Below are 26,710 nucleotides of genomic sequence, written 5' to 3'. Positions count from 1 at the left end.
CCGTCTGCGTGTTTCTCGCTCACTGCGCGCTCCTAGCGATGAGGGAGACGAGGGCGGCGTGCACCTCGTCGCGGTCCATGTCGGATGTGTCAATCACCTCGGCGTCCTCGGCCGGGCGCAGCGGGCTTACCTCGCGGGACGAGTCGAGGTCATCGCGGCGGATGACATCGGCAAGCACCGTGTCGAAGTCGACGTCACGCCCGGCTTGGACGTCCTGGGCGTAGCGGCGGCGGGCGCGTACCTCGGCCGAGGCGGTCAGGAAGGCCTTTGCGGGGGCGTCGACAAGCACGACCGTGCCAATGTCGCGGCCTTCCACAATCGCGCGGTGCGCGTCGCGGGCCAGCTTGCGCTGCAGCGCCACCAGGTTCTCGCGCACCTCCGGGATCGCGGAGACGGCGGAGACGCTGCGGGTCACCTCTGGCCCGCGAATCTCGCCCGCGACGTCCTCCCCGGCGAGAAGCACCTCGGTGGAATCCGGGTCGTCGGACACCGTTAGCGGCAGCTGCCGCGTCGCCGCGATGACGGCCGCGGAATCGTCCGGGTCAACCCCCGCTCGCAGCACCGCAAGCGTGGCCACCCGGTACATCGCGCCGGTGTCGACGTACTTCGCTCCCAGCTCCTTGGCCAGGCGGCGGCACGTGGTGGACTTGCCCGTGCCTGAGGGGCCGTCGACGGCGAGGATGAGGCCGCCGCCGGGCATATTGGAAAGTTCGCTCATACCAGTGGTTTCCGTCATTACATCTCCACCGCCTTGTACAGGGAAGTCAGCTCGGCGCGGTTGAGCGCGCGCATGGAACCCGGCTTCATGTCACCGAGCTGCACCGTGTGCACCTTCGTGCGCACGAGCCGCTGCACCGGGTAGCCGGCCGCCTTGAGCATCCGGCGCACCAGGTGCTTGCGGCCCTCGTGGATCTCGAGGCGGATGATGGACTGCCCGTTGTAGACGTCCACGATTTGGGCGTAGTCGGCGGCGGCTGGGCCGTCGTCAAGCTCGATGCCCTTCTTCAACGTATTCACCAAGTTCGGCTTCGCCTCGCCGAGCACGGTGGCCAGGTAGGTCTTGGACACCCCGTAGCGCGGGTGCATGAGCCGGTTGGCAAGCTCACCGTCGTTGGTGAGCAGCAGCAGGCCCTCCGTGTCCGCGTCGAGGCGCCCGACGTGGAACAGGCGCTGGCCGGAGGCCGTCTTCTCCGCCACGTAGCTGCCCACGGAGGTCCGGTCCATCTCGTCTTTCATCGTGGACTGGACCCCGCGCGGTTTGTTGAAGGCGAAGTATTCGAGCTCCCCGTTGACGTTGATGCGCGTGCCGTCGACGCGGATGATGTCGGTGCGCGGGTTCACGCGCACGCCCTGGCGGGTGATGATCTCCCCGTTGACCTCAACGCGGCCCTGCTCGATCATCACCTCCGCGTGGCGGCGGGAGGCCACGCCCGCCTGCGCGAGGACCTTCTGCAGCCGCACGCCCTGATCGGCGGCGGGTTCGTCCCACCAGTTGTCCTCGAGCGGGTGGGGGTCGGATGGGCTGACGTTTTGCTTCTTCGCCGGCTTGGCATAGGAGATGTAGAACGTGTCGTCCTTCTGCCTGTCCGGTGTGCCGTCGCGGCGAGCGGGGGGAGTCATCGGCGATTCCTTACTTTTCGTCGTATGCGGTTGTTTCAGCTATCCCACGCTACCAGGGCGTACGCTGCTTCGACAAAGGGCTCACCAGGCGTCGTCGATGGCGTCAACCTCCGGCAGCAGCGGCGCCAGGTCCGGCAGGCGGTCCAGCGAATCGATGCCGAGCAGTTCAAGAAACAGCTCCGTAGTGACGTAGCGGTGCGCCCCAGTGGCCTCATCCGGCGCGACCTCCGCGATGAGCCCGCGCAGCGCAAGCGTGCGCATGACGCCGTCGACGTTGACGCCGCGGACCCCGGCAACCTGCGAGCGCGTCACGGGCTGGCGGTACGCCACCACCGCCAGCGTCTCCAGCGCCGCCCGCGACAGCCGCGTTTGCGTGCCGTCCACGAGGAAGGCCTCGACAGCCGCCGCATTCTCTGGGCGCGTGTACAGCCGCCAGCCCTCCGCCGTCTCGCGCAGGTCGATCCCGCTGCCGCGCGCGTCGAGCTCGCCCTTCCACTCCCGCAGTTGCTTGACGACGTCCCCTTCGCCCGTCCCGAGAGCCCGCGCCAAATCCTCGGCGCGGGCGGGGGTGTCCAGGACGAGCAGGATGGACTCAAGTTGCGAGCGCAACTGGGGCACCATATTCACGGCCTCAGAAGTCATGGCTTCAGATGCTAGCTCCAGTTGCTCGCCGCGACGACGGCCGGGTCGACCTCAAGCCCCGTCCAGGCGACGGCGAGCGGCCCGAGCGCCTCCTCCTGCTGAGTGTCCACGGCGCGCGCCTTGTACAGCTCAAGCAGGGCGAGAAAGCGCCCCACGACCTCCATCGAGCGGGCGCAGTCCTTCGTCAGGGCGGCGAAGGGCACCCAGCTCCCCGCCCCCGACAGGCGCAGCGTGCCCAAGAGTTTTCCCGCCTGCTCGGGAACGGAGACCGGCACGCCGTGGACGTGGTCGGTGCGCACTGCCTCCGGCGGGCGGGGCCGAAACACGCTCGCCGCCAGCCGAGCGAAACTATCCGGGGTGTGGCCCAGCTCGACCGGCGGGAGGAAATCGGCGAAACCCTCCTCCAGCCCGGTGGCACGCGGGTAGCGGCGCTTCGCCCCCTGCTGCCAGGTGGCAAATAGGTCGGCGACCTGCTGGTAGGCGCGGTACTGCAACAGGCGGGCGAACAGCAGGTCGCGCGACTCGAGCAGCTCGAGGTCCTCTGCTTCGCTCATCTCTCCGCGCGGCAGCAGTCGCGCGGCCTTGAGGTCCAGAAGCGTCGCCGCAACGAGCACGAACTCGGTGTACTCGTCGAGGCCGGCAGCCTCACCCAGGGCTTTCGTGTAGGCGATGAACTCGTCGGTCACCTCCGCCAGCGCCACCTCGGTGACGTCGAGCTTGCGCGAGTTAATCAGGCTGAGCAGCAGGTCGAAGGGCCCCTCGAAGTTGTTGAGCACCAGCTGGAAGCCCGTGATCTCGGGCTGCTCGCCGTTCACCTCTCGGTGCGCTCCAACACCTCGAGGGCGAGGTTGCGGTACTGCGCCGCACCCTGCGAGGTCGGCGCCCAGGTGATGATCGGTTCGCCGGCCACCGAGGTCTCCGGGAAGCGGACGGTGCGGGTGATCACGGTGTCGAAGACCGTGTCGCCGAAAACTTCGAGCACGCGGTCCATGACCTCGCGCGCGTGGGTGGTGCGACGGTCGAACATGGTGACCAGGATGCCGACGATCTCCAGGTCAAAGTTGATACGGTCGCGCACCTTCTCCACCGTGTCTGTCAACAAGGCCAGGCCACGCAGGGAAAAATACTCGCACTCCATCGGGATGATCACCCCGTGCGAGGCCGCCAGAGCGTTGACGGTAAGCAGCCCGAGCGAGGGGCCGCAGTCGAGGATGATGACGTCGTACTCCTTGCGCACCGGGCGCAGCGCGCGGGCGAGCGTGTGCTCACGGCCGACCTCGTTAACCAGCTGGATTTCCGCCGCCGAAAGGTCGATGTTCGCGGGGACGAGGTCGAGGCCCGAAACGTTGGAGTGCTGGATGGCCGCGTGGATGCTCGCGGTGTTGTCGAAGAGCAGGTCGTAGACGGTGGTTTGTTCCTCGTCGTAGGCAACCCCGAGGCCAGCCGAGAGGGCACCCTGGGGGTCTAAGTCAACGAGCAGGACTTTACGCCCCTGCTCTGCGAGGCACGCCCCGAGGTTGATCGTCGAGGTGGTTTTGCCCACCCCGCCCTTCTGGTTCACCATCGAGATGATTGTGGCGGGGCCATGCCTGTCCAGCGTCTTCGGCTGCGGCAGCTCGCGGACGGGGCGGCCGGTCAAGCCGACCTCCACGCCTTTAGCCTCGAACAATGGGCCGTCCGACATTGACACACCTTCCCCTCGCGCCCCTCGCACGCGAAACGTCTACCGTAGCGGGTTGACCCTGATCTTACACCGTTGTCATTCGCCGCTCGGCGTGCGCGCCCGCGGGTGCGTCGTGCGCCACACTTCGCGCACGTTATCCGCCGTAACGTGGGTGTAAATCTGCGTCGTGGTCACCGAGGAGTGCCCCAGCAACTCCTGGACCGTTCGCACGTCCGCCCCGCCCTGCAGAAGGTGAGTGGCGAAGGAATGGCGCAAGGTGTGGGGCGAGACGCCCTTATCTATTCCGGCCCGCGCGGCGGCGTCCTTGATGATGCTCCACGCGCTTTGTCGCGACAAAGCGCCCCCGCGGGCGTTGAGGAAAAGCGCGTGGCTGCGCCCAGACGCCAGCGCTGGACGGCCGCGCACCAGGTACGCCTCGACGGCCTCGCGCCCCGCACCGCCGAGAGGGACGAGCCGCTGCTTGCCGCCCTTGCCGGTCACGCTGAGCACGCCGTCGTTGTCAGCGGCGTCGTCCACCGCGAGGGCGAGCACCTCCGAGACGCGCGCGCCGGTGCCGTAGAGCATCTCCAGCAGGGCCTTGTCCCGCAGGTGGACCGGGGTGTCGCTCGGGCAGGCGTCGAGAAGTGCTGCGACCTCGTCGATGGACAGGGTGTCGGGCAGCTTCTCCCCGGCGGCCGGTGGGGAGACCTCAGCGGCGACGTCGGACGCGACGTAGCCCTCCGCGGCGGCGAAACGGTGCAGCCCTCGCGCCACCGTCAGCGCCCGCGCGGCGGACGAGGCCGCAAGCGGGCGGGTGTCCTCCGTGCCGCGGCGCAGTTCGGCGGCATAGGCCTCAATATCGCCTGTCGCCACCTCGCCCAGATCAGTTTTGCCCGCGCGCTCCAACCATGCGGTGTATCGCTTCGCGTCTCGACGATAATTGCTCAGCGTGTTGGCGGAGCGTCCACGCTCCACAGCCAGGTGGTTCAGCCACAGAGCGGCGATCTCCCTCGGGCGCATCAGATCCGTTTCATGTCGCCGCCGCTGCCAACGCCCCGCCTGCGCGAGGCGAGCGCCGTGGGACGTACGTCGAATGGGTCGTCGACGCTACGTGGCTGCTCGCCTGACTCCAGTGCGGCCCCCGCGGCGAGGATGCCGGACACCGCGATCGAGTTGACTATCCGGCCCTCCAGCACGGCGCGGCGAGCGGTATCCAGCGGAACCCACGTCAGCGTCATGTCCGCCTCCTCGTCTGCCACCTCCGGCCGTTCCACCTGGGACAACCCCGTGGCGAGAAAGACGCGCACGGCCTCGTCCGCAAAGCCGGGCGAGGTCACCAGGTCGACCAAAACACCCCAGTTCTCAGCTGCAAGCCCGGCCTCCTCGCGCAGCTCGCGGCGCGCGCACTCCAGGGCGGGCTCGTCTGCGATGTCGAGCAGACCAGCCGGTAGTTCGAGCAAGCGCCGTCCAACGGAGTGGCGGTACTGCTCGACGAGAGCGACCCGACCCTCGCCGTCGAGGGCCACTACGGCGACGGCTCCGAAGTGCTCCACGATCTCGCGGGCGGCCTCTCCGCCGCCCGGCATCGTCACGCGGTCGCGGCGCACACCGATGATCGGGGCGCTGATGAGCAGCTCGGAGTGTGTAACGGTGAAGTCGTGGGCCATGTACCCAACGCTACTCCGCCGGCGCGGCTGACTCGTCAAGTGCCTCGCGCACCGCGCGCACGCTGAGGACCACGCCGGCTTCGGAATCGGCGACGTTCTGGGTTTTCACCCCGTGCCCGCCGCGCGCGTGGAGCTCGCCGACGACCCCGTCGCCGGGACCCGGCTCCGCGGCGACGACGGCGCCGCCGCGTGCTTCCAGCGCCGCCGCGAAATCGGCGAGCGCGCCGGCGGCGAAGGAGCCCTCCGCCCCGCCGGTGAGCAGCAATACCGCGTCCGCCGCCATGAGGTCGGCGCTGTTGTACGAGAGGAAGTCGGCGTCGGCCAGCGCGGAAAGCACGAAATCCCGGTCCTCCGGCGTGGCCAGGGGGGCGCCGTCGGCACCGACAAACAGCGCCGTTGCCAGCGACTCTCCGGCGTGCGTCGCAGGGGAAAGGTCCTCGACCGACAGCTGCGCCCCCGCCGGCAGGGTGTTCGCCACCACCGAGCTGAGTTCATCTGCCCCCTCGCGGGAGACAAACTTCTCAGTCAGTTCGATCTCGCCCGCGTTGTCCGCGCCCGCCTGGTCGAGGACCTCGCGGACCCGCGTGGCCTCCTCGGCCCCTGAGCCGGGGCCGCGCACGATCAGCACCGCCGCGTCGTTCAGGCTCTCGCCCACGAGAGCGCCGGACTCGGCCGCCACCAGCTCATTTGCTGCAGCGGCCTGGGCCTCCGCTTCTTCGACGCGCGGCGCGAGGTCCTCGGCGGCGGGGGCCTCCGCGGTTGTGCCCTGCGCGTCCTGCATGGCAGGCGCCATCACCAGCGCCCCGAGCGCCACCCCGAGGGCGGCCCCCCACGCTAGGCCCGCCACGACAAGGCCGCCACGTCCACCAGACACTCCGTCTCTCCTTTCTGCGCGAGCCGCGCTAGCTCAGCCAACCCTGCACGCGCTCGACGAGGGCGTCCCAGGTGTCCACGAGGTTTTCCGCGAAAGCGGCGTCGCCGCCGAGCCCGACCACAAGGACAACGGTAGCGACGAGAACGAGAAGGCCGAGGACGGCCCACGCCCACGCCAAGCCCCCGCCCGACTGCACCGCGTACAAGTTCTCGATTACGGTCGAATCCACGATCCGGTTGCCCGCCTTCAGGCGCGTGAGCAGCGCCGCGGGGCTCGCCTGCGGGGCGCGTGCGAAGATCGCGTCAAGGTCGACTACCTCGCCCACCGTCACGATCATCTCCGCGTCGTGGAAGCAGGCCAGAAGGATGGCCAGATCGACCGCGGAATCCGTCGCGGCCGGGAACGTCATAGCCCCCACGCCAAGGTCCTGGATCCTCTCGAGGCCGGCGGCGTGGCCGTCGGGGTCGGCGGGCAAAACCACGCGCGCCTCACCACGCAGATTCTCCTCGGCGACTGTGGTGGGGTCACCGACGATGTAATCCGGCTGGTACCCCAGCTCGCTGATCACGTCGGTGCCCGCGCCAACCCCGATGAACACCGGCTCGTACTCTCGGATGAAGTTGCGCAAGGCACCGAGCTTGTCCTTCGCGTCGGCGAAGTCGGTGACGATGAGGACCTTGCGCCCGGTCATCGTGTCGCCCATCTCGGGGACGCCGACCCCGTCGATAAGCAAAGGCGATTCGGAATGGATGAACTCGATGGTGTTGCCGAAGTAGGCCTCCATGTGGTCGAGGAGGCTGCGCTGCGCCGCGGCGAAAGTCTCGTCAGCGCCCTCCCGCGTGACCGCGACGGCCTCGCCCGCCGGCTTCTTGCCCACGTGAATCGTGCCGGCCTCCTGCACCGAGACCTTCTTGCCGTCGCGCAGCAGCTCGCGCAGCGGCCCGCCGTGCGCCTCGTAGAGGGCAATTCCGGCGTCGAGCAACAGGTGCGGGCCGTAGTTCGGCATCGCTCCCGTGGAGAAGGTGGAAAGGTTCAGCACGGCGGCCGGGGCTGCGGCGATGAGCTGCTCCGCTTCACGACGCCCCATATCGCGCGAGTCGACAACGGCGACCTCGCCGGCGCGCAGCCTGCGTACCCCCTTGCCCCGGGCGGTGCAGTCGCGCAGCGTGCCCTGCACTTCGACAGGCGACGCGGCTGCCGAAACGGTGGACCCTGCCGGGTCGGCGTTAGCACGCGAAAAGACACTCATGTTGTGCATTGTGCAGGCTGGAGGCGCCTTAATGGTGGAGGCGCGCGGGTCACAAGCGCAGGGATTCGACTTCTTCGCGTGCCCGTGCGAAGAGCTCACCGGCGTGGGCACGCCCCGTCGCGGAGTCCTCCATGCCCGCCAACATGCGCGCCAGCTCCTCCACCCTTTCCGGCTCGGAAAGCTCCCGCACACCAGAGGTCACCGTCTCCTCGCTCACGTTCTTGGCCACGTGCAGGTGGGTATCGGCGTAAGCGGCCACCTGCGGCAGGTGGGTCACGACGATGACCTGGTTCCGCGCGGCCAGGCGGGCCAGGCGCCGACCGATCTCCACGGCGGCACGCCCGCCGACACCGGCGTCGACCTCGTCGAAAACGAGCGTCGCCCCGCTGGAGGTGGCGCTCAGGATCACCTCGAGGCCCAGCATCACGCGCGAAAGCTCACCTCCGGAGGCGCTAGTGGCCAACGGCTGCGGCTCCAGCGCGTCGTTCGGCGCGAGCAAGAGTTCGACGGCGTCGGCGCCGTCGCGGGTGTAGCCCGTACTGCTCAGGCGGACCGTCAGCCGCGCCTTCGGCATAGCCAAGCCGTGCAGTTCCGCCGTGACGGCCTCGCCCAGGGCTGCCGCGGCGCGGGCGCGCACGTCACTGAGTTTCTTGGCGCAGGCCCGCATCTGCTTTTCCAGCTCGGCCACGCGTTTTTTCAGCTCGTCGAGCGCCTCCGCCGAGGTGTCTATCTTGCTCAGCCGCCTGGCCGCCTTGGCCCGCCACGACAGCACCCCGGCGAGGTCGGGGGCGTATTTGCGGGTCAGGGCCTTAAGTTCCTGCTGGCGCTGGAGCTGTTTTTCCAGCTCCTCCGGGTCGCTGGGCAGCCCCGCGCCGTATGTCCCCAGCTCCGCCGAGATATCCGAAAGCGCCCCGGCCACCTCGTCGAGGCGCTGGCCCAACTCGTTGAGGGCCGGGTCGCTCGCCGTGCTCAGGGCGGTTGCCGCTCGGCCGACGAGGCTCGAGGCGGCTTCCTCGTCGCCGCCGAAGGCACCGACGGCGTCGGGGCCGTCGATCGCCACCAGCGCGGTCTCCGCAGCCTCGCGCAGGGCATCCACGTCCTGGAGGCGGTTGATACTGGCCACGAGCTCTGTGTCCTCGCCCTCCTGCGGCGCAACGGTGTCGATCTCACCGATGGCGAATTGCAGGCGGTCAACTTCCTGCGCGAGCTCGCGGCGTTTCTCCGTGCGCTCTTTGAGGTCCCGGGCGGCCTCTCGCCACTGCGACCACACCTCGCGGTAGGACGCCAGCGCCGAAGCAGCTTCTGGTTCGTAGCGGTCCAGCGCCGCGAGCTGCTGGTCGGGGGACAGAAGCCGCAGCTGGTCGTTCTGGCCGTGGATGGTGATCAGGTGGCCAGCCAACTCCCCCAGCGTCGCCGCAGGGACGGTCCTCCCTCCCAAGTGGGCACGCGAGCGCCCCGTCGCGCGCACCGAGCGCGACACGACGTACTCGCCGTTCTCATCGCGCTCGGCCCCCGCGCTCGCCGCGATGGCCTCTACGGCCTCGCGCGCCTGCTCCGGCAGGTCGGTGAGGGAAAAGGCCCCCTCCACGACGGCTTTCTCCGCGCCCGTGCGCACGCGTGAGGCGTCGGCGCGCCCGCCGGTGAGCAGCCGCAGGCCGGTGACGACCATGGTCTTTCCCGCGCCGGTCTCGCCGGTAAGTACGGTCAGCCCCGGGCTGAGCTCGGCACTGGCGCGGGGGATAACGCCGAGGTTGTCAATCGTGATTTCCGTAAGCATTACTTCGCCGCTGGCCCCCTCCACCCGGAAACCGGAAGCTTGAACTTGTGCACGAGGCGGTCGGTGAAGGGGTGCTCGTCGAGGCGCACCCAGCGCACCGGACGCCTGCCGCGAACGATCTCGACGCGCGAGCCGGGCGGCATCGCCAGGGTACGGAAGCCGTCGAGAACCACGTTCGCCTCCCCCGTATTCGACTCGGACTCGATGGCCACCGTCGAGCGAGGAGAAACAACCAGCGGCTTGGTAAACAGCGCGTGAGCGTTGTTGGGGACAACGAGCAGCGCCTCCACCTCGGGCCACATAACCGGCCCGCCGGCGGCGAAGGCGTAGGCCGTTGAGCCGGTCGGCGTGGACACGAGCAGGCCGTCGCAGCCGAAGGAGGACACGGGGCGGAAGTCCACTTCGAGCGTGGCGTCCATCACCTTCGTGCGGTTGACGTTTTCGATGCTCGCCTCGTTGAGCGCCCAGCCCGTACCCAACACGTTGTCGCCGGAGTCGAGCAGCACGACGTCGATGGTCATGCGGTCCTCGATGCGGTAGGTCGTGCGGATCACACGGCCGATGGCCTCCTCGAGGCTCTCCTGCTCCCACTCCGCAAGAAAACCCACGTGACCGAGGTTGATCCCCAGCACCGGAACGTCCTGCGCGTGGGCATAGTTCGCTGCGCGCAGGAACGTGCCGTCGCCGCCGAGGACGAGTACGAGCTCGCAACCGGCAGCCGCCTCCGGCCCCTCGGGAACCCGCTCGAGCGTACGCAGAGAGTCCTCCTCCTCCACAGGCCCCATGTTCTGTTGGTCAAGGAGGCGGACTTGAATGCCCGCCGCCGTGAGCAGCTCCGCGGCTCGGGCAGCCGCGGCGATGTTGCCAGCGCGGTAGGTGTGCGGCACCAGCAGGATCACCCGGTGGTTGCGAATAGTCATCAGTTCGTGGGTCCTTCCTCGACGGCTCGAGTCACGAGGGCGCGCAGCGTGTCCTCGTCAAGCGAGTGCGCGCCCGAATCCTTGACGAGCCACAGGAAGTATTCTACGTTGCCGCTCGGACCGGGCAGCGGGGACGCCACCACATCTTTCAGGCTCAGCCCCAGCCCCTGCGCGAAGCCGGCGACCTCCGCCGTCACCTCGGCACGCAAGCCCGGCGAGCGCACCACCCCGCCGCTGCCGAGCCTGTCCTTTCCCACCTCGAACTGCGGCTTGACCATGGGCAGCAGGTCCGCGCCCTCGACCATGCACGCGGCGATCGCGGGCAGGACCAACCGCAGAGAAATGAAAGACAGGTCGCCCACCATGAGCTCCGCCGGCCCGCCCATCATCTCTGAGGTCAGCGTTCGGATGTTCGTCCGGTCCAGCACCGTAACCCGCGGGTCATTCTGCAGCCGCCAGACGAGCTGCCCGTAGCCGACGTCGACGGCCACCACCTCGCGAGCCCCCCGCGACAGCAGAACGTCCGTGAAACCGCCCGTCGAAGCGCCTGCGTCTAAGCACCGCCGCTTATCGACGTCCAACTCCCGCCGCCCAAACGCATCGAGCGCCCCCAACAACTTGTGCGCGCCCCGGGAGGCCCAGGTATCGGCTTCGTCAATGCTGACTCGGATGGAGGCATCGGGTTCCACCACCGTCGCCGGCTTCATGGCCACGAAGCCGGCCACCTCCACGCGCCCTTCCTTGATCCACTCCCGGGCCTGCTCACGCGAGCGGGCGATCTTTCGACGCACCAATTCGGCGTCGAGGCGTCGGCGTCCTGGAGGCATCGGGGTTCTCCTTCCTCGTAAAGCGTGCCCTAGCCCGTCTGCAGGGCGTCGTTAAGCAGCGCGTGCGCGCGGCCGAGTCGCTCGGCCTCCTCGCGCAGGCTGCTGACTGGTTCCGCGAGGATGTCGTCGACGCGACGCGACAGCTCCGCACCATCGATACGAGGCCGACGCGGATCGCGCGGGATGGGTGCGTTCATGGACGCCTCACCACCATTCAGCGCACGCGCGCTCTGCGGCCTCCGAGTCCGGGCGCACCAGCCGCGGCGGCTCCGGCATGTGCCACGCGACCTCGAGAGCCGTCCGAAGCGCCTGGATCGGCGTCGCCGCCTCGTCACCCCGGCTCAAGATGATGTCGCCGGCGTCCACGCGCGCGGTAAACCCACCCTGCGGCCCCGGGGCGAGCGCGCCTGGCTCCTCATGCAACGCGGAAAGGTTCTCCCCGACGAACGTCGGCCGCTGCTCCTTCGGGGCGGACAGCAGTGCCAGCGGTCCGGACACACCGGTCAAGACGTGGAGCACGGGTATGCCTGCGCTGACAGCTCCCGCGATGTCGGTATCCAAGCGGTCTCCGACAGCCAGCGGGCGCTTCGCCCCCACCTGTGCCGCCGCCTGAAGGAACATGGCGGGTTCCGGTTTCCCGGCAGCGCGCGGGCGCACCCCAGTTGCAGAGGTCACGGCGGCAACCATCGAGCCGTTGCCCACCAAAAGGCCGCGCTCAGTGGGCAGCGTCGTATCGAGGTTCGACGCGATGTAGGTCGCGCCGTCGGCGATTGCGAGCGCTGCCTCGGACAGTTCTCTCCATCCCGTCTCCGGGCTGTGTCCGTGCAGGACAGCCCGCGGGCTGTCCGAAGCACTGGAAACCACCTCGAATCCAGCGCGTCGGGCAAGGTCCCTAAAAGAGTCGGAGCCGAGCACGAGGATCTTCTCCCCCGCGCCAAGACTCTCCCCCGCCAGCGCGACAGCCGCCTGGGCGGACGTGAGGACGTCGTCAGGCGAGGCGTCAATGCCGATGCCTGCGAGCCGCTCTACGACCTCGGGCGGGGGGCGAAAGGCGTTGTTCGTGATGTACACAACGGGCACGGACACACCGGAAATCGTCTCCGGGGCGTGCGCCACGGCGTTGCCGCCCTCCCAGACTGTCCCGTCGAGATCGAGAAGCAAAGCGTCAATAGAATCCAGAAGCGCCATAATCTAACCGAGCTCCTTTGCGCGCGCGCCCGCATCGGTCACGCCTTCCGCGTCAATCGCGGCCGCGTGCTCGAACCACTGCTTTGCTTCATCTCGGCGGTCCAGCGCGAGCAAAGCGTCAGCATATGCGTAGGACAACCGCGCCTGCTCCAGCCCCTGAGAGTCCAGTGAGGGCCCCAGCCTCTCGAGCGTCGCAAGCGCGGACTCGTGCTGGCCGAGGTCGTGACGGGCGCCGGCGAGAACAATCGCGAGCTCGATGCGCCCGGCCTCGTCTAGCTCGCGTACCTCGGGGCCGCGGCCGATCTCCAGGGCCTTCTCCGGCCGGCCTAAGCCGCGCTCCGCGTCAGCCATTACAGCGATCAGGCCCGGGCCGCCGGAAATACGCCGCGCGGCCCGCAACTCAGACAAAGCTTCGCGCCACTCGCCGGCGTGGTATGCGACAATGCCGTTCGTCTCGCGGACCACGCCCACGCGGCCCGCCCGGTTCTTCGCCGCGCGCGCGTGCCGCAGCGCGAGCTGAGGGTCGTCCTCGAGCAGGCTGCTGGCCATGATCATGTGCTTGGCCACGCGGTCGGCGTTATCTTTGGACAAAACGCGAAGATCCTGCAGCACCGAAGGGTCAAGGTCCGTAACCTCGAGCTCCGGGGGAAGGTCGGGCTCCGATAGCTTCTGCGCCATCCGATCCTCCCGGAAACCCTGCCTGTGGGGATTGGAGCGGTTGTGCCTGATGCCTCCGTCTTCACGGCGGCGCGGGTCCCTCCCGCCGGAGCTCCCGCCATGGCCGCGCTTGCCTCCGCGCTCGTTCGGACGACGCCCGCGGCGGGGGCGGTCGTCCCCATTGCGGGGATTCATCCCTTCGGACATACAGACCCTTTCTGTTGAGACTTACCCAGTATAGGCGCGCAGAGACACGTAAGGAGCGTGGCCCTGGGTGGGTCACGCTCCTTCGGTGTTTTTGTGAAGTTGTTGGGTCGGCGGTAACTTACTCTCCCACCCCCTCCCGGGGGCAGTACCATCAGCGCGGGCGGGCTTAGCTTCCGGGTTCGGAATGGGTCCGGGCGTTTCCCCGCCGCCATCAACCACCGACACAGTCGTGGGACTCTATGAACACCATGATGTGTTTTTTGTTGGCCCGCGTATAGGGGTGGTGTGTCAGATACTGCATAGTGGACGCGTGCACGGTTCGTCGTGTTCTTTTTGTTTGGGTTGTGTTGGTTTTTGGTGTATTAGTACCGGTCACCTTCACGCATTGCTGCGTGTCCAGATCCGGCCTATCAACCCCATCGTCTGTGGGGAACCTCGAATGAAACCTCATCTTAAAACAGGCTTCCCGCTTAGATGCTTTCAGCGGTTATCCCTTCCGTACGTAGCCAACCAGCCGTGCTCCTGGCGGAACAACTGGCACACCAGAGGTACGTCCGTCCCGGTCCTCTCGTACTAGGGACAGCCTTCTTCAAGTTTCAACGCGCGCGGCGGATAGAGACCGAACTGTCTCACGACGTTCTGAACCCAGCTCGCGTGCCGCTTTAATGGGCGAACAGCCCAACCCTTGGGACCTACTCCAGCCCCAGGATGCGACGAGCCGACATCGAGGTGCCAAACCATCCCGTCGATATGGACTCTTGGGGAAGATCAGCCTGTTATCCCCGGGGTACCTTTTATCCGTTGAGCGACACCACATCCACAAGTAGGTGCCGGATCACTAGTCCCGACTTTCGTCCCTGCTCGACTAGCCAGTCTCGCAGTCAAGCTCCCTTGTGCACTTACACTCGCCACCTGATTGCCAACCAGGCTGAGGGAACCTTTGGGCGCCTCCGTTACTCTTTGGGAGGCAACCGCCCCAGTTAAACTACCCACCAGGCACTGTCCCCAACCCAGATCATGGGCCAAGGTTAAGGTATCCACTACGGTCAGAGTGGTATTTCAACAACGACTCCACAACCACTAGCGTAGCCGCTTCACAGTCTCCCACCTATCCTACACAAACCGCACCGAACACCAATACCAAGCTATAGTGAAGGTCCCGGGGTCTTTTCGTCCTGCCGCGCGAAACGAGCATCTTTACTCGTACTGCAATTTCACCGGGCCTGTGGTTGAGACAGCAGGGGAGTCGTTACGCCATTCGTGCAGGTCGGAACTTACCCGACAAGGAATTTCGCTACCTTAGGATGGTTATAGTTACCACCGCCGTTTACTGGGGCTTAAATTCTCCGCTTCGACCACAAACGGCCTAACAGGTCCTCTTAACCTTCCAGCACCGGGCAGGCGTCAGTCCATATACATCAACGTGAAGTCTTCGCATGGACCTGTGTTTTTGATAAACAGTCGCTCCCCTCTATTCTCTGCGACCACACACAGCACCACCACCGTACAAGCAGCGCACCGCACATGGTCCCCCTTCTCCCGAAGTTACGGGGGTAATTTGCCGAGTTCCTTAACCACAGTTCACCCGACCGCCTTAGTATTCTCTACCTGACTACCTGTGTCGGTTTCGGGTACGGGCCGTGTACACACTCGCTAGAGGCTTTTCTCGACAGCATAGGATCACCACCATCACCCACCAGGGGCTACGCATCACGCCTCACACATAAAGGGCCCCGCATTTCACAAAGGCCCGTGCCACACGCTTACACCGCAATCCATTAAACGGCGTGGCTACCTTCCTGCGTCACCCCATCACTGCACTACTACGGATCAGGCCCCACATCACACCACACCACACACAACCAAAGGCCGTGTAAATAGTACAGCGCAACATGGTTAGTATCACCGCCTCGCACTTGGGCGCGTATACACGGGTACGGGAATATCAACCCGTTAACCATCGACTACGCCTGTCGGCCTCGCCTTAGGACCCGACTCACCCTGGGAAGACGAACTTGACCCAGGAACCCTTAGTCATCCGGCGGATAAGATTCTCACTTACCACTCGTTACTCATGCCTGCATTCTCACTCGCACACAGTCCACAACCCCTTACGGTACTGCTTCACCCCATGCACGACGCTCCCCTACCCAAACACACCACAAGGTGTGCCTGCCGCGGCTTCGGCGGTGTACTTGAGCCCCACTGAATTGTCGGCGCGGAACCACTCGACCAGTGAGCTATTACGCACTCTTTCAAGGATGGCTGCTTCTAAGCCAACCTCCTGGCTGTCTTCGCGATCCCACATCCTTTTCCACTTAGTACACCCTTAGGGGCCTTAACCGGCGATCTGGGCTGTTTCCCTCTCGACTATGAAGCTTATCCCCCACAGTCTCACTGCCATGCACCACTTCACCGGCATTCGGAGTTTGGCTGACATTGCTAAGATGATAGTCCCGCTCAACCAACCAGTAGCTCTACCTCCGGCAAGCTAACATGACGCTGCACCTAAATGCATTTCGGGGAGAACCAGCTATCACGGAGTTTGATTGGCCTTTCACCCCTACCCACAACTCATCCCCTCAGTTTTCAACCTAAGTGGGTTCGCGCCTCCACAACCTCTTACAGCTGCTTCACACTGGCCATGGGTAGATCACCCCGCTTCGGGTCCAGGACATGCCACTAACAACACCCCATGAGGATTCGCTTTCGCTACGACTACCCCACCAACGGGTTAACCTCGCGACATGCCGCTGACTCGCAGGCTCATTCTTCAAAAGGCACGCCATCACACACAAGAGATGCTCTGACGGATTGTAAGCGCACGGTTTCAGGAACTATTTCACTCCCCTCCCGGGGTACTTTTCACCATTCCCTCACGGTACTATCCACTATCGGTCACACTGAGTATTTAGGCTTACCGGGTGGTCCCGGCAGATTCACAACAGATTCCACGAGCCCGCTGCTACTCGGGAAACACAAAACGCCTCCATGCATGCCTTCACGTACAGGGGCTCTCACCCACTACGGCGCACCATCCCAGGCAACTTCCGCTAACACACACACAAACGCGCAGACATGACAGTGCCTGCCCATGCATCCCCACAACCCCACATGCGCAACCCCTGCCAGGTATCACACACACATGGTTTAGCCTCATCCGCCTTCGCTCGCCACTACTAACGGAATCACACTTGTTTTCTTCTCCTACGGGTACTGAGATGTTTCACTTCCCCGCGTCAACCCCCACACAGACTATGAATTCACCTGCGGGTAACACCACACAACCGGTGCCAGGTTTCCCCATTCGGACATCCTCGGATCAACGCTCAGTTGGCAACTCCCCGAGGCTTAACGCAGCCTCACACGTCCTTCATCGGCTCAGCATGCCAAGGCATCCACCGTACGCCCTTGAACAACAAACACAACACAAAAAACACAAGAATAAAGATGCTCGCGTCCACTATACAGTTCTCACACACCACACCCACACCCCCGCACCACCACACAACAGCAGCAGCACACAAGAGCGCAAGCCATGAAACAACACACAACGCGTGAAGTCCCAGACACCCAACAGCGCACCAACACACTCACAATGCTTGCAGGAACAGGTCGCACACCACCCACACAACGCACGAAACCTATCCTTCCGCGCCGGCATGTGTCCACCCGGACTTTACAAACAGTGGCAGCACCACACACGGGCACTCAACCACCCACACCCCACAAAACCCTTGCAGGGCACACAAAAAACAAAAACTCCTTAGAAAGGAGGTGATCCAGCCGCACCTTCCGGTACGGCTACCTTGTTACGACTTCGTCCCAATCGCCGATCCCACCTTCGACAGCTCCCATGACAGGCCACTGGCTTCGGGTGTTACCAACTTTCATGACGTGACGGGCGGTGTGTACAAGGCCCGGGAACGTATTCACCGCAGCGTTGCTGATCTGCGATTACTAGCGACTCCGACTTCATGGGGTCGAGTTGCAGACCCCAATCCGAACTACGACCGGCTTTCTAGCGATTAGCTCCACCTCACAGTATCGCACACGCGCTGTACCGACCATTGTAGCATGTGTGAAGCCCTGGACATAAGGGGCATGATGATTTGACGTCATCCCCACCTTCCTCCGAGTTAACCCCGGCAGTCTCTCATGAGTCCCCAACCAAATGCTGGCAACATAAGACAAGGGTTGCGCTCGTTGCGGGACTTAACCCAACATCTCACGACACGAGCTGACGACAACCATGCACCACCTGCACACCAGCCACAAAGGGAAAGACCATCTCTGGCCCGATCCAGTGCATGTCAAGCCCAGGTAAGGTTCTTCGCGTTGCATCGAATTAATCCACATGCTCCGCCGCTTGTGCGGGCCCCCGTCAATTCCTTTGAGTTTTAGCCTTGCGGCCGTACTCCCCAGGCGGGGCGCTTAATGCGTTAGCTACGGCACGAACCCCGTGGAAGAGGCTCACACCTAGCGCCCACCGTTTACGGCATGGACTACCAGGGTATCTAATCCTGTTCGCTACCCATGCTTTCGCTCCTCAGCGTCAGTTACTGCCCAGAGACCTGCCTTCGCCATCGGTGTTCCTCCTGATATCTGCGCATTTCACCGCTACACCAGGAATTCCAGTCTCCCCTACAGCACTCAAGTTATGCCCGTATCGCCTGCAGTCCCACAGTTAAGCCATGGACTTACACAAACGACGCGACAAACCACCTACGAGCTCTTTACGCCCAGTAATTCCGGACAACGCTCGCACCCTACGTATTACCGCGGCTGCTGGCACGTAGTTAGCCGGTGCTTCTTATCCAGGTACCGTCACAAAACGCTTCGTCCCTGGCGAAAGGAGTTTACAACCCGAAGGCCGTCATCCCCCACGCGGCGTCGCTGCATCAGGCTTGCGCCCATTGTGCAATATTCCCCACTGCTGCCTCCCGTAGGAGTCTGGGCCGTATCTCAGTCCCAATGTGGCCGTACACCCTCTCAGGCCGGCTACCCGTCGACGCCTTGGTAGGCCATTACCCCACCAACAAGCTGATAGGCCGCGAGCTCATCCCATACCGCAAAAGCTTTCCACCACCAGCACCAACCAGCAGTCCTATCCAGTATTAGACCCAGTTTCCCAGGCTTATCCCGAAGTACAGGGCAGATCACCCACGTGTTACTCACCCGTTCGCCACTCGAGTACCCCCGCAAGCGGGAGCCTTTCCGTTCGACTTGCATGTGTTAAGCACGCCGCCAGCGTTCATCCTGAGCCAGGATCAAACTCTCCACAAAAAGTTTCGACAAGAAACAGGCCGTGAAAAGCCCAAACCCAACCAAAACAAACCAACACCACCACAACCCCACCAACACAGGCAGGACTACAGCAGAACTGGCCATCCAAAAATTACCAACCACCCCCCAACCCGACGAGGGCACAACAAAAAACGGGGGGCGGCACAAAGTATCTGCAAAAACGCGAATCAATCACGCACCACAAACACCAACAAAGCAGCATCCCATCAATGGTTCAGACACCACCCGCCGGCACACACCAACCACCACCACAAAACAGCAGCAGCCAGCGCAAGCAGCACACAACCAACCCACAAACAAAAGTACATTGGCACACTATCGAGTTCTCACACAACACACGCACACCCAAGCAACCCAACCGGGCCACCCAAGCAGCAAAGAGTCAATCTACACAACCGGTAACCACAAGTCAAACTCAACGTTAACTCCGGCAACCAACTCTGTAATTATCAACCCTCACTCGCCTCACGGCGACGAAACAAAACACTAACCCCCACCCCACACACAACACAAACCCCCAGCACAACCCACAAAAAACAACACACCACACACCACGTCGACAAGCTCAGGCGAACCTGACGCCGGCGAAGTTCTTCTTGCCGCGGCGCAGCACTAGCCACTCGCCGTGCAGCAGGTCCTCGGCAGCAGGGGCCCACTCCTCCGATTCGACGCGGACGTTGTTGGCGTAGACCCCTCCCTCTTTGATGGAGCGGCGAGCGGCCCCGCGCGAGTCGGCAAGGCCTGTGCCCACCAGGCAATCCACAATCGTGTCTTCGCGCGAGGCCTCGTAGACGGTTGTCTCCTGTACCGCGGATTCAAGCGTCGATCGGTCGAGGTCAGAAAGCTCTGCGCGCCCGAACAGGGCCTGGGAGGCGAGCTCGACCGCCGCCGTCGCATCTGCTCCGTGGACGAGGGTGGTCATCTCCCGCGCGAGGCGCTTCTGGGCCGCGCGCGCAAAGGGGCGCTGCTCGACCTCGACGGCAAGCTCGTCAAGCTCCTCGCGGGTGAGGAAGGTAAACCAGCGCAGGAAGCGGATGACGTCGGCGTCAGCGGTGTTCACGAAGTACTGGTACCAGGTGTACGGGCTGGTCATGTCCGGGTCGAGCCACAGCGAACCGCCGCCGGTGGACTTGCCGAACTTCTTGCCCTCAGAGTCCGTGACAAGCGGCACCGTCAGCGCGTGGACCTGGGCGCCGTCCATGCGGCGGTTCAGGTCCACGCCGGCGACGAGGTTGCCCCACTGGTCACCGCCGCCGACCTGCAGCACGCAGTCGTGGTTACGGCGCAGCTGAACGAAGTCGTTGGCCTGGAGCAGCATGTAGGAAAACTCCGTGTAGGAGATTCCGTCGGACTCCAAGCGGCGTTTGACCGTTTCGCGCCCGAGCATAGTGGCCAGGGAGAAATGCTTACCCACGTCGCGCAGGAAGTCGATGACGGTCCAGTCCTTGATCCAGTCGTTGTTGTTCACCAGAAGGGCGCCGTTGGGGCCGTCGAAGTCGACAAACCGGCTGAGCTGACCTGAGATGCGTTGCGCCCACTCCGCGACGGTGTCGGAGGAGTTCATCGAGCGCTCGCCGACGTCTCGCGGGTCTCCGATCATGCCGGTGGCGCCGCCCGCGAGGACGATGGGCCGGTGCCCGGCGAGCTGGAAACGGCGCAGCATGAGCAGCGGTACCAGGTGGCCGGCGTGGAGGGACGGCCCCGTCGGGTCGAAGCCGCAGTACAGCGAGATCGGCTCAGCCGTGGCCTGGCGCAGGTTGTCAAGGTCGGTGGACTGGTTGACCAATCCACGCCACTCGATTTCGTCGACGATGTTCACGGGTGCGGTCATACTCGGTTCACGCTCTTTCTACTTCGGGTGGGGTTGGGCCTCGCTGCTCAAAAGCACCGGAATGCCGTCCTCGATGCGGTAGGCGACGCCCAGCCGCTCGTTGATGAGCAGCTGCGCGTCCTCGTCGTAGACCAGCGGGCCTTTGTCCTGCGGACAGACGAGGATCTCCAGCAACGTCGGATCTAGGCTCATGACGGTCGATCGTACCCGCCGGGGTCGGGGGCATCATCGTTGGAGTAGGCGTCGTCCAACCCGGGCAGTTCACCGAGCTCAACACTCAGAAAGTTCGCCTGAGAGTCCATCGCGCGCAGGTTGTCTTCGACAATCCCGTTCTTGATGCGCTCGGCGGCCTGGGTCAGCGTGCTCAGCGAGTCGACGACAACGGCGACGGCGCGCTCCTCGCGGAAGTTCGGGGCGGCGAGGTAGGTCCCCACAACCTCTGGGTAGTAGATTTTCACGATGTTCCAGATGGTCTGCCTATGCTGCGGGGTGGGCTCCAGGTGCTCCCACTGGCCCAGAACGAAGCGGATGTTGTCCTCCAGTGCATAGGCCTGGTAGAGCACGTCGTCCACGGGTTCCGCCTGCCTGAGCTGGGCTGTGGTGCGCCGGTACGCGTCTTCGAGGAGTTGCGGTGTGGGCACAAGCGGCGCCGGGGGCAGCTCTTTCTGCTTCTGCGGCGGTGTGAGCGCGCCGCCGGCCCCGTAGGCGGCGACGGCGGCGATTGGCCACAAAAACCCGAGGCCGAAAGCGATGTGCAGCACCACGACGAGGATCGCGCACACCATGCCGACCTGGTTTTTGCGCGAGCGGAGGAACTCCGAAAAACCGCCCCCGGACTGCTTACTGGTAGCCACGAATCTCCTTAAAGGCCGCCTCCAAGTCGCCGCCCAAGGCGTCGAACACCGCGCCACCGGTTAGCCCGGCAAGCTTCTCCATCTCTTTGCGGTTGGCCTCGCCGTACAGGATGACGAAGACGGGGATCCGTCGCTTCTCGGCGGGCAGGCGTTGGTAGGCGGCCTCGAATTGAGAATAGTTCGGGCCGACATTCGCTTCGCCGTCGCTAAGCAGGACGATCGATGGGATGCCCTGGGAGGTGTCCGTCGCCTCGAGAGCGTCCAAAAGCGCCGAGTACATCGCGGTCGATCCGATCGGCGTCTGGACGTGCAAATAGGCTTTGACCTCGGTGATCACCTTCGGGTTGTCGCGGTCGAACTCCACGGTGAACGGCTCGCGCGGTTCGTCGCTAAACGGCAGGAAGGTCACCGACTCGCGGTCGCGGAAAGAGACGTCGCCGATGAGGGTGGACGCGGAGCCGTCGACAAGCGACAGCATGATCGCGCGCAGCGACTCCATGCGCTCGCCCACCATCGAGCCCGAGGTGTCGAGGACGAAGGTGGTAGTACCCGGCTGGCGGTACTCGTTGTTGTACGCGAGGAGCAGGTCGTCGACCACGCCCTGATTCGCAGGAAAGGGAAGCTCAATGACCTGCTGGGCTTCAATCTCCGCTGCGAGAGTGTCTACGGCTTCCACCGGGCGGCGGTACGTCAGCGCGATGTCTTCTTGGTGCTCGATAAGCCAGTCCGCGAAGGCTTTGACTTTGTCGGCGGCGTCCGGGTGAGCGGGGTTCGCCAAGGTGGACAAGGGATAATCGGCGGTGATCACGCCGTCGGAAGGCACGATGACGGAGATCGGGTGGCCTTGGTCGCGCAGCTGGTGCAGCGTCGACTCGTAGTTGACAATCGCGTCCGCGCGGTCCGCCTCGCTGGCAAAAGCCTCCGCGAGCCAACCCGAGGAGCCCGAGACCAACGACTGCGCGTGGAACAGCGCGGCCAGGGTCGGGCTAACCCGCTCAACATCGGCCGGTCCCACGGCTTGGCCGGTATCCGCGACGGCGGTGGCCACCGACACAAGTGCCGAAAAACCGGAGTTCGAGGCCGAGGGGTCCGTCATGCCGAAGGTGAACTTCCCCTCCTGCGCCGCCTGCGCGAAGTCCGCCCACGTCGGCTGCTGCGCGTCCCAGCCGAGCTCTTTCGCCGTCTCCTCCCACACCCCGAACGCGACGGGGCTGGAGGCGATCTTCGTCTCGTCCGCCAGTTTGTCCGACGCGCCGATGAGGTGCACGTAGCGGTTGGTGGCAAACCAGGTGGCGTCCACTTCCCCATCGAACTGCCCGCGGCTCAGCGCCTGCGAATTGTCCAGCGTGCCGCCGGGAAACTCGAGCGTTATGCCGAAGCCGAGGTCCTCGGCCGCTTGGTCGGACAGGCCCGTCAGGTCGCTCAGCACGGTAGCAGCGACGATGGTCAGTTCGCCCGAGTTTGGGGCCCCGGCGGGTCCGCCCGCACCGAGGTCTTCACCGAGGGAGCACCCGGTGAGCGCTACCACGCCCAACGCCGCCCCGAGAATCGTCCACAATCGTGTCATTGCTCTGTCTCCTCCTCGGCCGGCGGCGGGGCGATGACGCCGTAGCGCGTGCCAGTGCCGTCGATAAGCTTTTCCAGCCGGTCGTAGTGGGGCGGGTCAACCGAGTTGATGTAGTCAGTGGGTGGCGCGAGGCCGCGGGCCTCCATCTCCTCGGCGAGCGAGCCCGCCGTCGCCGGCCGGAAGCCGTGGCGGGCCGCGAGCTTCTGCAGCTTTTCGTCATGGGTGAGCAGGCGGCCGATCTCCTTGCCCTCCTCTGTCACACCGACAATGCCGTGGTTTGCCAGCACCGTCGGGCTGAGCTGAAGTAGCACCATGTCGTTGCGGATCCGGGAATTCGGGCGCAGTTGCTCGCCGATGAACTGCGCCTCGTAGACCATCACCAGCGGGGCCGCGCCCATCCCCTGCGCGAGGTACTCGTCGAAGGGGCCGGAAGACGTCGACTCCGAGTACCCCTGGCCAGTGAAAAACGGCGAGATTTCGCCGATGAGGTAACCCGCGTCATCCGCCCGCGCGCTGTCGCGCTCCGCGAACTCCCACGCCAGCAGGGACAAATACATCGCGGCGGAGTTCGAGGTGCGGATGTCCGTGCTGCGAATCTGCACGGAACGCGGCGAGGGAAACGCCTCACTCAAGTCGCGCCACCGCGCTCCCGACCGGGCCAGGTCCACGTACGCCCCGACGTCGAGCACGTACGCGCCGCCCTCCTCGCGCACCACCCCCTCCTGGAGGAGGATGTCGGCGATGGTGTGCCAGCTCGCCACGGCCATCGGGGAAAAGAAGGGGTACTCGACGCTCGCGCCGGCCACCTGCTCCACGACCTTCTGGGAGGCGGGGGCGGAAGAGGGCGAGACGAAATCCTGGGCGGCCACGTCCACCCCGGTCGCAATCTTGCGCGAGCCCGCGGTTGAAACTGAGACCTCGTAACCCAGCTCGGCGAAGCGCTCGACCACCTCCGGGTCCTCGAAGAAGCCGCGCTTTTCGGAGCCGATGACCCCGTGCACCGAGGTGAGGCCCGCCCGCGCGCTCCCCCCGTTCTCTCGGCCGTCATTCGTTTCCCCACCCCGGCCGAGCACCACGGCCGCAATGACCACTCCAACGAGGACGACGCCGAGCACGATGGACACTCCCCGCCCTCGGCGCTTGGAGTTTGGCTTCGTACCCGGCGTCGCAATATTGTTATGCGAACCTGAACTGATGGGAACAGTCATGCGCCCATATTACTTAGGAACGCACAGGTTTCCCCGCCCATTCGCGAAACTGGCTCGCCGCTTCCCGGACGCGCTCGCGCTGCTCCTCGACGCGCACCTTCGCGGTACCGCCCCGCGTCGCGCGCGAGGCGACCGCCCCTTCGACGGTCAGCACTTCCCGCACTTCGGGGAGCAGGCGCTTATCGACGCCCGCTAACTCCTCGTCCGTTAAATCAACGAGATCCACGCCCCGCGACTCGGCGAGCCGCACGCACGCGCCGGAGGCCTCGTGCGCCTCGCGGAAGGGCACGCCCTGGCGCACCATCCACTCGGCTAGGTCCGTCGCTAGCGTGTACCCGGCGGGAGCAAGCTGGCGCATCCGCTCCTCGTGGAAGACCAGCGTCGACACCAGGCCTGTCATCGCGGGCAGGAGGGTGCGCAGCTGCGTCACCGAGTCGATCACCGGCTCCTTGTCCTCCTGCAGGTCCCGGTTGTAGGCCAGGGGCATCGCCTTGAGGGTGGCCATCAGCCCGGTGAGGTTACCGATCAAGCGGCCGGTCTTGCCGCGCGCCAGCTCCGGAACGTCCGGGTTTTTCTTCTGCGGCATGATGGAGGACCCGGTAGACCAGGCGTCATCGAGCATGACGTAGCCGAACTCCGGGGTGGACCAGGCGATGATCTCCTCGGCGAAGCGCGATAGGTCAACGGCGATCTGCGCGAGCACGTAGGCCGTCTCGGCGGCGAAGTCGCGGGAGGCCGTGCCGTCGAGCGAATTGTCCGCGGCGGAGTTGAAGCCGAGCTCAGCGGCAATCGCCTCCGGGTCCAGCTGGAGCGAGGATCCCGCCAGCGCGCCGGAGCCGTAGGGCGAGACCGCCAGCCGCTTGTCGGCGTCCTGGATCCGCTCCAGGTCGCGCAGCAGCGGCTGCGCGTGGGCAAGCAGCGAGTGCGCCAGAAGGATCGGCTGTGCCGCCTGGAAGTGGGTCTTGCCCGGCATGATCGCGTCCGGGTGAGCCTGCGCCTGCTCGACGAGCGCGTCGATGAGGTCGGCGACGTCGAGGGCGATTCCGCGCAGGGCGTCGCGGCACCACATGCGGAACATCGCGGCGACCTGGTCGTTGCGGGAGCGCCCGGCCCTCAGGCGCCCGCCGACCTCCGGGCCGACGCGGTCGATGAGGCCGCGCTCCATCGCGCCGTGGACGTCTTCGTCGGTCGGCGCCGGGGCGAAGGAGCCGTCGGCCACATCCCGGCCCAGCTGGTCGAGTCCGTCGAGCATGGTCGCCAGGTCAGCGTCGGAAAGCAAGCCCGCCCTATTGAGCACCTTGGCGTGCGCCTTGGAAGCAAGCACGTCGTAGGGCGCCAGGACCCAGTCGAAGTGCGTGGACACGGACAGGGCGAACATCGCCTCGGAGGGGCCGCCGGAGAAACGGCCGCCCCACAGCGCGCCCTCGTTGGTGGCGTGGCGCTCCATCTACTTGCCCGCCTCCCGATCGCGCTTGTTGGCAATCTGGGACGACAGGCCGTGCAGGCGCACGAACCCCTTGGCCAGCGTCTGGTCGAAGGTGTCGCCGGTGTCGTAGGTGGCCAGGTTAAAGTCGTAGAGCGAGTGGTTCGAACGTCGGCCGTTGACCGTCGCGCGGCCACCGTGCAGCACCAGGCGGATATCGCCGGTGACGTGCTCCTGAGTGGAGTCGATGAAGGCGTCGAGGGAACGCTTCAGGGGACCGAACCAGAGGCCGTCGTAGACCTCCTCGGACCAGCGCGCCTCAATGAGGCGCTTGTAGCGGGCGAGCTCACGCTCGACGGTGACGTCCTCGAGGGCCTTGTGCGCGGTGATGAGAGTCAGAGCCCCGGGGGCCTCGTAGACCTCGCGGGACTTGATGCCCACGAGGCGGTCCTCCACCATGTCAAGGCGGCCAATGCCCTGGGCGCCGGCGCGGCGGTTGAGCTCCTCGATGGCCTCGAGCACGCTGACCTGGCGGCCGTCGATGGCGACGGGGACGCCCGCCTCGAAGGAAATGATGACCTCGTCGGCGGCGTTGCCGAGGGCGGGGTCCTCGGTGTAGGAGTAAAGGTCCTTTGTCGGCGGGTTCCACAGCTCCTCAAGGAAGCCGGTCTCCACCGCGCGGCCCCACACGTTCTGGTCGATGGAGAAGGGGGACGCGGCGGACTGCTCGATGGGCAGGTCCTTGCCCTCCGCGTAGGCGATGGCCTTGTCGCGCGTCCACGCGTAGTCGCGCGCCGGCGCCACGATCTCCAAGTCCGGGTCCTGGTTGAGGAAGCCGACCTCGAAGCGGACCTGGTCGTTGCCCTTGCCCGTGCAGCCGTGGGCGACGTGGGTGCCGCCGTGCTCCTGCGCCGCCTTGACCAGGTGCTTGACGATGAGCGGGCGGGAAATAGCCGAGACCAGAGGGTACTCCCCCTGGTACAAGGCGTTGGCCTTGATCGCGGGCACGCAGTATTCTTCCGCGAACTCGTCCTTCGCGTCGATGACGATGGACTCCGCGGCTCCGCAGTCGAGGGCGCGCTGGCGCACGGACTCCATGTCTTCCCCGCCCTGGCCGAGGTCGAGGGCGACGGCAACTACGTCGCCCTCCAGCATCTCGCCGAGGTACGGGATGGCCACGGAGGTGTCGAGTCCGCCGGAGTACGCGAGGACTACGCGGTTGGTCATGA

General features: G+C 65.3%; 23 protein-coding genes and 3 rRNA genes. 1 reads left to right on the top strand and 25 read right to left on the bottom strand.

Translation table 11 applies throughout. The annotated features are described in order from the left end of the window. Positions 1 to 19: 19 nt before the first annotated feature. From cmk to CAURIS_RS05455, 18 genes are all read right to left on the bottom strand, one after another. Positions 20 to 718: a (d)CMP kinase gene (gene cmk / locus CAURIS_RS05540; RefSeq protein WP_290343323.1), complete on the bottom strand. Its 699-nt coding sequence runs from the start codon at positions 716 to 718 to the stop codon at positions 20 to 22. Positions 719 to 735: 17 nt separating this feature from the next. Next, positions 736 to 1,620 carry a pseudouridine synthase gene (locus tag CAURIS_RS05535; protein ID WP_290343211.1) on the bottom strand — a complete coding sequence of 295 codons (885 nt, stop codon included), beginning with the start codon at positions 1,618 to 1,620 and terminating at the stop codon, positions 736 to 738. 81 nt (positions 1,621 to 1,701) lie between these two features. Continuing rightward, positions 1,702 to 2,262 carry an SMC-Scp complex subunit ScpB gene (gene scpB, locus CAURIS_RS05530; RefSeq protein WP_290343210.1) on the bottom strand — a complete coding sequence of 187 codons (561 nt, stop codon included), beginning with the start codon at positions 2,260 to 2,262 and terminating at the stop codon, positions 1,702 to 1,704. A gap of 11 nt (positions 2,263 to 2,273) precedes the next feature. Then, entirely contained in the window at positions 2,274 to 3,077 is an 804-nt protein-coding gene (locus tag CAURIS_RS05525; RefSeq protein WP_290343209.1) for a segregation and condensation protein A, read from the bottom strand. Next, entirely contained in the window at positions 3,074 to 3,946 is an 873-nt protein-coding gene (locus tag CAURIS_RS05520; protein WP_290343208.1) for a ParA family protein, read from the bottom strand. Before CAURIS_RS05520 ends, CAURIS_RS05525 begins: the two co-directional genes overlap by 4 nt. 75 nt (positions 3,947 to 4,021) lie before the next feature. After that, positions 4,022 to 4,945, bottom strand: a complete 924-nt coding sequence (gene xerD / locus CAURIS_RS05515) for a site-specific tyrosine recombinase XerD (protein WP_290343207.1) — start codon at positions 4,943 to 4,945, stop codon at positions 4,022 to 4,024. Next, complete coding sequence (locus CAURIS_RS05510; protein ID WP_290343206.1) at positions 4,945 to 5,592, bottom strand: NUDIX domain-containing protein; 648 nt, start codon at positions 5,590 to 5,592, stop codon at positions 4,945 to 4,947. The genes xerD and CAURIS_RS05510 overlap by 1 nt, the downstream gene beginning before the upstream one ends. Before the next feature lie 10 nt (positions 5,593 to 5,602). Then, on the bottom strand, positions 5,603 to 6,466 hold the full coding sequence (locus CAURIS_RS05505) for a copper transporter (RefSeq protein WP_290343205.1): 864 nt from the start codon (positions 6,464 to 6,466) through the stop codon (positions 5,603 to 5,605). 28 nt (positions 6,467 to 6,494) lie between these two features. Then, positions 6,495 to 7,724, bottom strand: coding sequence for a putative cytokinetic ring protein SteA (gene steA / locus CAURIS_RS05500; protein WP_290343204.1), 1,230 nt, complete (start codon positions 7,722 to 7,724; stop codon positions 6,495 to 6,497). Positions 7,725 to 7,764: 40 nt separating this feature from the next. After that, on the bottom strand, positions 7,765 to 9,492 hold the full coding sequence (gene recN / locus CAURIS_RS05495; RefSeq protein WP_290343203.1) for a DNA repair protein RecN: 1,728 nt from the start codon (positions 9,490 to 9,492) through the stop codon (positions 7,765 to 7,767). Beyond that, complete coding sequence (locus tag CAURIS_RS05490) at positions 9,492 to 10,412, bottom strand: NAD kinase (RefSeq protein ID WP_290343202.1); 921 nt, start codon at positions 10,410 to 10,412, stop codon at positions 9,492 to 9,494. The genes recN and CAURIS_RS05490 overlap by 1 nt, the downstream gene beginning before the upstream one ends. Further along, positions 10,412 to 11,239: a TlyA family RNA methyltransferase gene (locus CAURIS_RS05485; RefSeq protein WP_290343200.1), complete on the bottom strand. Its 828-nt coding sequence runs from the start codon at positions 11,237 to 11,239 to the stop codon at positions 10,412 to 10,414. Before CAURIS_RS05485 ends, CAURIS_RS05490 begins: the two co-directional genes overlap by 1 nt. Before the next feature lie 29 nt (positions 11,240 to 11,268). Continuing rightward, a complete protein-coding gene (locus tag CAURIS_RS05480) occupies positions 11,269 to 11,436 on the bottom strand; it encodes a hypothetical protein (RefSeq protein WP_290343198.1) in 168 nt (55 codons plus the stop codon). Between the two features lie 7 nt (positions 11,437 to 11,443). After that, the gene (locus CAURIS_RS05475) at positions 11,444 to 12,427 is read right to left on the bottom strand and encodes an HAD-IIA family hydrolase (protein WP_290343197.1); all 984 of its coding nucleotides are present in this window, start codon (positions 12,425 to 12,427) and stop codon (positions 11,444 to 11,446) included. Between the two features lie 3 nt (positions 12,428 to 12,430). Further along, positions 12,431 to 13,105, bottom strand: coding sequence for a tetratricopeptide repeat protein (locus CAURIS_RS05470; RefSeq protein ID WP_290343195.1), 675 nt, complete (start codon positions 13,103 to 13,105; stop codon positions 12,431 to 12,433). Between the two features lie 291 nt (positions 13,106 to 13,396). After that, positions 13,397 to 13,514 (bottom strand): 5S ribosomal RNA (rrf, locus tag CAURIS_RS05465). 119 nt (positions 13,515 to 13,633) lie between these two features. Continuing rightward, positions 13,634 to 16,717: ribosomal RNA gene (locus CAURIS_RS05460) — 23S ribosomal RNA — on the bottom strand. Between the two features lie 344 nt (positions 16,718 to 17,061). Next, positions 17,062 to 18,577, bottom strand: a 16S ribosomal RNA gene (locus tag CAURIS_RS05455). The 16S, 23S and 5S rRNA genes sit together here, the layout of an rRNA operon. 22 nt (positions 18,578 to 18,599) lie before the next feature. On the opposite strand from CAURIS_RS05455, the gene CAURIS_RS05450 reads away from it, so the two are divergent. Continuing rightward, positions 18,600 to 19,088 (top strand): hypothetical protein, encoded by a 489-nt coding sequence (locus CAURIS_RS05450; RefSeq protein WP_290342792.1) that lies wholly within the window; start codon positions 18,600 to 18,602, stop codon positions 19,086 to 19,088. A 75-nt stretch (positions 19,089 to 19,163) separates the two neighbouring features. On the opposite strand, the gene tyrS is transcribed toward CAURIS_RS05450, so the two are convergent. The 7 genes from tyrS to CAURIS_RS05415 form a co-directional block, all read right to left on the bottom strand. Beyond that, positions 19,164 to 20,429, bottom strand: a complete 1,266-nt coding sequence (gene tyrS, locus CAURIS_RS05445) for a tyrosine--tRNA ligase (protein ID WP_290343194.1) — start codon at positions 20,427 to 20,429, stop codon at positions 19,164 to 19,166. 18 nt (positions 20,430 to 20,447) lie between these two features. Further along, positions 20,448 to 20,621 carry a Trm112 family protein gene (locus CAURIS_RS05440; protein ID WP_290343193.1) on the bottom strand — a complete coding sequence of 58 codons (174 nt, stop codon included), beginning with the start codon at positions 20,619 to 20,621 and terminating at the stop codon, positions 20,448 to 20,450. After that, complete coding sequence (locus CAURIS_RS05435; RefSeq protein ID WP_290343192.1) at positions 20,618 to 21,283, bottom strand: hypothetical protein; 666 nt, start codon at positions 21,281 to 21,283, stop codon at positions 20,618 to 20,620. Before CAURIS_RS05435 ends, CAURIS_RS05440 begins: the two co-directional genes overlap by 4 nt. Further along, entirely contained in the window at positions 21,270 to 22,850 is a 1,581-nt protein-coding gene (locus tag CAURIS_RS05430) for a VWA domain-containing protein (protein ID WP_290343191.1), read from the bottom strand. Before CAURIS_RS05430 ends, CAURIS_RS05435 begins: the two co-directional genes overlap by 14 nt. Then, positions 22,847 to 23,974 carry a hypothetical protein gene (locus CAURIS_RS05425; protein WP_290343190.1) on the bottom strand — a complete coding sequence of 376 codons (1,128 nt, stop codon included), beginning with the start codon at positions 23,972 to 23,974 and terminating at the stop codon, positions 22,847 to 22,849. The genes CAURIS_RS05430 and CAURIS_RS05425 overlap by 4 nt, the downstream gene beginning before the upstream one ends. Positions 23,975 to 24,071: 97 nt before the next feature. After that, positions 24,072 to 25,505, bottom strand: coding sequence for an argininosuccinate lyase (argH, locus tag CAURIS_RS05420; protein ID WP_290343189.1), 1,434 nt, complete (start codon positions 25,503 to 25,505; stop codon positions 24,072 to 24,074). After that, positions 25,506 to 26,708, bottom strand: a complete 1,203-nt coding sequence (locus CAURIS_RS05415; RefSeq protein ID WP_290343187.1) for an argininosuccinate synthase — start codon at positions 26,706 to 26,708, stop codon at positions 25,506 to 25,508. Between the last annotated feature and the right edge of the window lie 2 nt (positions 26,709 to 26,710).

Origin of the sequence: Corynebacterium auris (assembly GCF_030408575.1) — a bacterium.
GTDB lineage: Bacteria > Actinomycetota > Actinomycetes > Mycobacteriales > Mycobacteriaceae > Corynebacterium > Corynebacterium auris.
This window is presented reverse-complemented; position numbering and strand designations above follow the sequence as displayed.